The 6,764-nt window shown below is 59.8% G+C and carries 6 protein-coding genes and 1 pseudogene; 2 read left to right on the top strand and 5 right to left on the bottom strand.

Annotation, left to right across the window (positions count from 1 at the left end):
• Positions 1 to 11: 11 nt before the first annotated feature.
• The 5 genes and pseudogenes from BN871_RS29245 to BN871_RS17810 all read right to left on the bottom strand — a co-directional run bounded on the left by BN871_RS29245 (position 12) and on the right by BN871_RS17810 (position 3,976).
• A complete protein-coding gene (locus BN871_RS29245) occupies positions 12 to 341 on the bottom strand; it encodes a phosphotransferase (protein WP_332310233.1) in 330 nt (109 codons plus the stop codon).
• A pseudogene (locus tag BN871_RS29250) lies at positions 340 to 915 on the bottom strand (ATP-binding cassette domain-containing protein); the annotation flags it as partial. The pseudogene BN871_RS29250 and the gene BN871_RS29245, both read right to left, overlap by 2 nt.
• The gene (locus BN871_RS17800; protein ID WP_232313159.1) at positions 864 to 1,613 is read right to left on the bottom strand and encodes an ABC transporter permease subunit; all 750 of its coding nucleotides are present in this window, start codon (positions 1,611 to 1,613) and stop codon (positions 864 to 866) included. The gene BN871_RS17800 and the pseudogene BN871_RS29250, both read right to left, overlap by 52 nt.
• Positions 1,614 to 1,688: 75 nt before the next feature.
• Positions 1,689 to 2,831 carry an FMNH2-dependent alkanesulfonate monooxygenase gene (gene ssuD / locus BN871_RS17805; protein WP_048748182.1) on the bottom strand — a complete coding sequence of 381 codons (1,143 nt, stop codon included), beginning with the start codon at positions 2,829 to 2,831 and terminating at the stop codon, positions 1,689 to 1,691.
• Positions 2,832 to 2,977: 146 nt separating this feature from the next.
• A complete protein-coding gene (locus BN871_RS17810) occupies positions 2,978 to 3,976 on the bottom strand; it encodes a sulfonate ABC transporter substrate-binding protein (protein WP_048748183.1) in 999 nt (332 codons plus the stop codon).
• Positions 3,977 to 4,303: 327 nt separating this feature from the next.
• On the opposite strand from BN871_RS17810, the gene BN871_RS17815 reads away from it, so the two are divergent.
• Entirely contained in the window at positions 4,304 to 5,557 is a 1,254-nt protein-coding gene (locus BN871_RS17815; RefSeq protein WP_048748184.1) for a helix-turn-helix domain-containing protein, read from the top strand.
• Between the two features lie 341 nt (positions 5,558 to 5,898).
• Positions 5,899 to 6,764: LysR family transcriptional regulator (locus BN871_RS17820; protein ID WP_048748185.1), on the top strand; the 866-nt coding region annotated here is incomplete at its 3' end.

Raw genomic sequence — 6,764 nt, forward strand, 5'->3', positions numbered from 1 at the left:
TCATCCAGCTGTCAATGAGCAAAACTGAAAATGAAAGCGCTTGCCGGAGAAGCTGGCGGGCAACGCCGGCTCGAACCTCCAGCACGACAGCTCCCGCCACCGCTCCGCAGGAAGCCTCCCCTACCGGTAGCCGGCGGCGTAAGGCTTCCTCGGCGGGGTCCGCGAGGCTCGTAGCGGAGCCAGTTGCCGATGTCCGCCATGGCGCTGCCGGCATAGGCGAATTCCCAGTCGAGAACGGCCGACAGCTCGCGGCGGCCGCCTGTCCTCACGCCAAGCACGTTCAATGCGTTGTAGTCGGAATGGACGAGCACGGSCGACCAGGGCGAGAGCATCCACCGCATCCTCGCGGCTGCCGCGCCTCATGCCGATGCGGACATTGTCGGCCGCCCGCTTCCACGGCAGCAGCCGCGCGTCCTGGAACAGCATGCGCGTCGACTCGCCGATGCCTGAGATGGCGCTGCCGTCCAGCGACAGGCTGCCGGAAGAAGGCTCATCCAGGCCCGCGATCAGCCGCAGGAGCGTGCTTTTGCCGCAGCCGCTCCGTCCGACGACGGCGACGAACTGTCCGGCAGGAATTTCGAGCTCGATTCCCTTCAGCACTTCCTTGCCTCCAAATTTCTTCGAGGCTCCCGAGATGACAAGCCGCTTGCCCCGGGACAGCAGCCGCCGGCTCTCATCATATTCGTCTCTGCTCCCGTATTTTTTGGAGGCAGTCTGGACGTCATTTTCTCTACGGGGATCCCGCCTGTTCCCTTGCCATCCTCCAGACTCAGGTCCTCCCTGTTGCTTGGCTTCCTCAGCTCCGGCAGCCTCTCCGCCGATCCTCGCTCTGCCCGCCTGCTTCCGTTCTCCTACGCGCACGCTCATGCCGCCTTCCCCTCCCCGGATTCCGGCGTCGAATAATTCGGGTTCCATGCGAGCAGTCTCTGCTCCAGCAGCCTGGCCGCCGTATCCGACAGCTTGCCCAGGACCGCGTACAGAAGAATCGCCAGCACGACGATATCCAGCCTCATGAACTCCCTCGCGTTCATCGCCATATAGCCGATGCCGCTGTTCGCGGAGATCGTCTCCGACACGATCAGCGTCAGCCACATGAGGCCGAGCGCATAACGCACGCCGACGAGAACCGAGGCCATGGCGCCGGGCAGAATGACCTCCCGATAAAGGGAGAAACCCCTCAGCTTATACACGCGCGCCATCTCCAGCAGGCCGGGATCGATCGAGCGGATGCCATGGAGCGTGTTCAGATAGATGGGGAAAAAGACGCCGAGCACAACGAGAAAGATTTTAGCCGTCTCCCCGATTCCGAACCACAGGATGACGAGCGGAATCAGGGCCAGATGCGGCACGTTGCGGACCATCTGCACCGAGCTGTCGAGCAGCCGGAACGCGCTCCGCGACAGGCCGCTCAGCAGCCCGAGTCCGAAGCCGATGCCGCCCCCGATCAAAAATCCGAGCAGCGCCCGCCGAGAGCTGCTCCAGATGTACTGGAACAGCTCGCCGGAGTACGCCAAGGCGATGCCTGCCTCCGCCACACGGAGCGGAGTCGGAAGCGTGCGCGACGAGATCGCGCCGTACTGGCCCAGCAGCTGCCAGAGCGCCAGCACCAGCACAGGAACGAGCCACGGGGTCAGCCGGCTTTCCGTCCATTTGCGGCCTCTCTTATCGATGGGAATTCCCCTCTTTCCTCAGGATTTGGCAGCGACAGCGTCCGGAAGAAGATCGTTGGCGACGATTTCTCCCGAAGCCTTGATCGCGGCCTTGAGCGGCTCGCTCTGCGGCTCGACCGGCAGCAGAGGGAACAGCAGCTCCGCCGTCCGGTATGCCTCTTCCAGATGCGGATAACCCGACAGGATGAACGTCTCGATGCCTAGAGCCTCGTACTCACGGATTCTCTCTGCGACTGTGGCCGCGTCTCCCACAAGAGCCGTGCCTGCGCCGCCGCGAACCAGACCGACGCCTGCCCATAGATTGGGAGAAATCTCCAAGGAGTCCCGCTGGCCGTTGTGCAGCCTGGCCATCCGCTGCTGGCCGACGGAATCGTAGCGGGCGAACACCTTCTGCGCCTCGGCGATCGTATGGTCGTCGACATGGCGGATCAGCTCCTCCGCCGCCTGCCACGCCTGCTCGTTCGTCTCGCGGACGATGACATGCAGCCGGATGCCGAACTTGACCTTGCGCCCCTTGGCCGCGGCCAGCTCCCTGACCTCGCCGAGCTTGGCCGCGACGTCGGCCGGCGGCTCGCCCCAAGTCAGATAGACGTCCACATGCTCGGCGGCTATATCCTTGGCTTCATCCGAGGAGCCTCCGAAATAGAGAGGCGGATAAGGAGACTGCAGCGGCGGGTAAAGCAGCTGTCCGCCTTCCGCGCGAAGGTATTTGCCCTTATGGCTGACCTTCTCGCCGGAGGCGTACTTCCGCCATAGGTGCAGGAATTCGTCCGTCAGCTCATAACGTTCCTTATGGTTGAGGAACAGGCCGTCGCCCGCGAGCTCCTCCGGATCGCCGCCAGTGACGATGTTGATCAGCAGCCTGCCGCCGGAGAGGCGGTCGAACGTCGACGCCATGCGGGCAGCCGTCGCCGGCGCCATCATGCCCGGACGGATGGCTACGAGGTATTTGAGCCGGCTCGTCGCCGGGATCAGCGACGAGGCGGCTACCCAGGCATCCTCGCAGGAGCGGCCCGTCGGGAGCAGCACGCCGTTGTAGCCCAGCCGGTCGGCAGCACCGGCGATCTGCTTCATATAATCGTAGTCGACGGCGCGGGCCCCGTCGCTCGTGCCGAGATATCGGCCGTCGCCGTGCAGCGGTATGAACCAGAAAATTTGCATGATGGGTATCCTCCTTGGGCTGGGGAAAAGTGGACTAGCTGTCGAACCGGCTTAGAGGCTCGCCTCATCGGCCGTGATGCAGACAGCGGCTGCGGGATTGTCAGCTCGGCGTCACGGGCCGGGCTTGCGTCCTTGCCTCGCTCGCGTTATTTTCCTGGAGCCGCGTCCCTCACCTTGACCGCTTCCGGAATCAGCTTCAGCTTCAGGAACGCGTCCGCGATGCGCTGCTGCTCGGCGTAGGTGTCCTCGTCCATGTCCTCGATGCCGAAGGAGCGGCGGGAGATCGCCTGCTCCAGCGAGGGCACGTCGATGCCGAGCTCCGGAGACAGCAGCTTCGCAACCTCGCTTTGATTGGCTTCCGCCCATGTGTCGGCTTCCTTGAGCTGATCAAGAACGATACGGACGGCTTGCTTGTTGTTCTGCTCGAAGCTCCTTGAAGCAAGCATGAATTCATGGTTCTGCACCAGGCCCTCTCCCGTCGTCAGAACCTTGGCCTTGGTCGCCAGCTGGGCCGCCGAAAAGAACGGCTCCCAGATGACCCAGGCGTCGACGCTGCCGCTCTCGAATGCGGCTCTGGCATCGGCCGGAGGCAGAAAGACGGTCGTGATGTCCTTATAGTCCACGCCCGCTTTCTCCAGCGCCTTGACGAGCAGGTAATGCACGTTGGACCCTTTGTTCAGGGCGACCTTCTTCCCTTTGAGATCGGCCACCGTCTTGATATCGGAATGCTCCGGCACCAGAATGCTCTCGGACTTCGGACTCGCCGGCGAATGGGCCAAGTAAACGAGCGGCGTTCCGGCCGCCTGGGCGAATATCGGAGGCGCCTCCCCGGTGTGGCCGAAGTCGATGCTGCCGACGTTCATCGCCTCCAGCAGCTGGGGGCCGCCGGGAAACTGCGTCCATTCCACCCTGTAGCCGATCGCCTCCAGCTTGCCCTCCAGGCTTCCTCTGCCCTTGAGGATGTTGGCGGTGCCGTACTTCTGATAGCCGATATGAATGACCTTATCCTTCGCCTTGCCGGAGCCCGATCCGCCTCCGGCCTGGGATGTCCCATCATTGCCGTTGCCGCAGGCCGCAGCCAGCAGAAGCACAGCGGACAATCCGATCAGCCATCCTGCCCGTTTCCACCCGATTCCAGTATGCATGCCCGCTTTCCGAATAGCCGCAGTTGGCTTCACGTTTTCCCTCTCCCTTTCGGCCAGTTCCGGCCTCTTTCTAAATTCCTCGGTCTTGCTTAATCCCCATTAAATCGGTGTGATTAATAGAAAATTAGCATCGCGCCGCATCCCTGTCAATAAATGGAGGAGAAGAGAGGAGGAATGAGGAGAAATGAGGAAGAAGGGCAACGTTTGGGAACTAACCATTGCGCTTTCCGCAACGGTCCGGTATTTTTATAAATATATAATTCCTACCCGATAAGTTGTATTTATAAATGGGAACTGTCCCTATGACTCGTTGACGGAGGAGAAGCGATGCCGAACGAACCGTTCAATCTGATGAGCCTCCAGGAGGCGATTGACCTGCTCGGCGTCAGCCGGGCGACCATCGACCGCTGGCGCAAAGACAAGCGGCTGCCGTATCTGAAAATCGGAAAAGAGGTATGGATCGACCGTATCCAGCTGGAGTTATGGGTTCGAGGAGGCATGCGGAATCCGGTCCCTGCAGAGAAAGTTGCGGCCGGCTCGGCGGTGTTCCCGCTTCCTTCCAAGGAAGCTTCGTCATTCCAAACGGAGATCGAGACGGAAATCACCGTCGGCTACCAGAGCGGTGCTGCCCTGCTCTGGAGCGCCTTGATCGTCAAGAGCCGGGGCTGGTTCGAGCAGGAGCTGCGGCTGGCGGAGCCAAGCCGCCGGTACCGGGTCAGCTGGAAGCATGCGGACAGCGGCATGGAGCTGGTCGAGGAGCTGATCGCGGGCCGGGTGCAGATCGCCTCCGTCGGCGATTATCCCATCGCCGCGAGCATGGAGCTCGGGCGCCTGCTGCCGCGCTTCCAGCCGGCCATGCTCGCCTTCGACGGCAAATGCGCGGGCGGAACGGGCATTTCCCTGGTGGCCCGCAAAGAAGAAGGAATCCGCTACGGGGATCAGCTCACCTCCTCCTCCGCCATCTCCACCGTCATCCGCTCAAGCGCATCGAGACGGCTGCAAGCCGTCCTGGACCGGGGCCGCAAGGAGGCCGTGCAGGTGCTCGGCAGCCGCAGGATGGCCGACTGCCTGGCCGCGCTGCTGGAAGGACGCGTCGGAGCCGCGATGCTGTGGGAGCCCTATCTGACCTGGGCGCAGACGCTCGGAGCCGGCATGACGGTCGCAGCCGATGATTGCGGAGGGGATTACCTGACCGGAATCATGGCGGATGAAGCGTGGGCACGCACTCATGAATCGGTGACGGTATCGTATCTGAAGGCTCATATCCGGGCTCATGAGCTGATCCGCCGGGACCCGCTGGCTGCCGCATCCATCATTCGAGACGCCAGCGGCATCCCTTTGGAAGTCATCCTCCCGGTTCTCGCCTCCATTCGCTGGGACGCCAGTGTCTACAGCCGCGACCTGCTGACTCTGTCCCGGCTGGGGGAGGACGACTCCGGACTCAAGCTCCGCAGCTCTTCCCTGTCAGCCGGCCCAGCCTTTCAAGCCTCTTATTTGCAGGAGGCCGCCGCTGCGCTCAAGCTGCCGTCCCTGCCGGATATGGCGATTCCCCATGATTGGACCGATGACCGCCTCTATTGATCGCCACATGCGGCTATGCGATCGGATTTCCGCGCAGGCTGACCTATGATCTCCGCACGACGTGCTGCAGTCTTCAGAGTTCGCTGAATTCGTTAAAGGAAATACGAACCCAGAAAAAAGAGGTCGAACCAGTAAGTTCTGGCGACCTCGAATCCGATCGCTTTGGTGATGAATTCATGAGAGATATAACCGGCTAAAGAACAGGGAATCTTGCTAGCCCGACAGACATCCAACGCAAGTGAGGATCTATGTGCTCAGTATAGAGCTGTGATACTTTCAATCAAAGTGAATAGCATTCAAGATAACATTCAATAAAATTGAAATATGAAGGGGAGCATCGGATGGAATTGCGGCAACTGAATACCTTTTGTACGGTTGCAACAACATTGAATTTCACGCGGGCAGCAGATGTGCTGAGCTACGTTCCTTCCAACGTCACGATGCAAATCAAAGCATTGGAAGATGAGCTGGGTGTTCGCCTCTTTGATCGGTTGGGCAAGCAGCTCGTACTCACAACTGCGGGTAAACGCTTTTTAACACACGCCCGAGGCGTTCTTGAAAAAATGGACGAAGCTCGCAGCGCTGTCCATCATAACGAAAAACTAAGCGGTACCTTAACGATAAGTGCGAATGAGGTGATTTGCGCCTACCGTCTTCCACCTGTCTTCCAACGGTTTCGTTCGCAGCATCCGGGAGTTCGTCTAATCTTCCGCTCCGTTCCGAATCAAGAGCTCAAGCAATCGCTCTTTGAGGGAACCACGGATATTGTTTATATGTTGGATGAGCCCATTCGCTCGAGTGGACTTTCCGTGGAGCCTTTGCTGGAAGAACATTTCCGATTGTTGGCTGCTCCAGATCACCCACTCGCCAAACGAACTGTGCTTCAGTTGGAAGATTTTCACGGAGAAGTATTCCTGACGAATGAAAAGGGTTGTCCTTATCGAACTATGTTTGATCGATCCTTTGAGAAAGAGGGCATTGATAGCATTACCTATTTGGAGTTTCAAAGTGCCGAAGCCATTAAACAATGCGCCATTTCAGGAATCGGTATTGCCTTTCTTCCTGAGATCGTCGCAGAATCCGAAGTTGAACGCGGAGAACTTGTTGTCCTGCCATGGCAGATTCCGGACTTGCAGGTATTTACACAGATGTTGTGGCATAAAGACAAGTGGCTTTCACCAATCATGTTATCTTTCATGGAAGCAGC

This window comes from Paenibacillus sp. P22 (assembly GCF_000469945.2).
GTDB lineage: Bacteria > Bacillota > Bacilli > Paenibacillales > Paenibacillaceae > Paenibacillus_O > Paenibacillus_O humicus.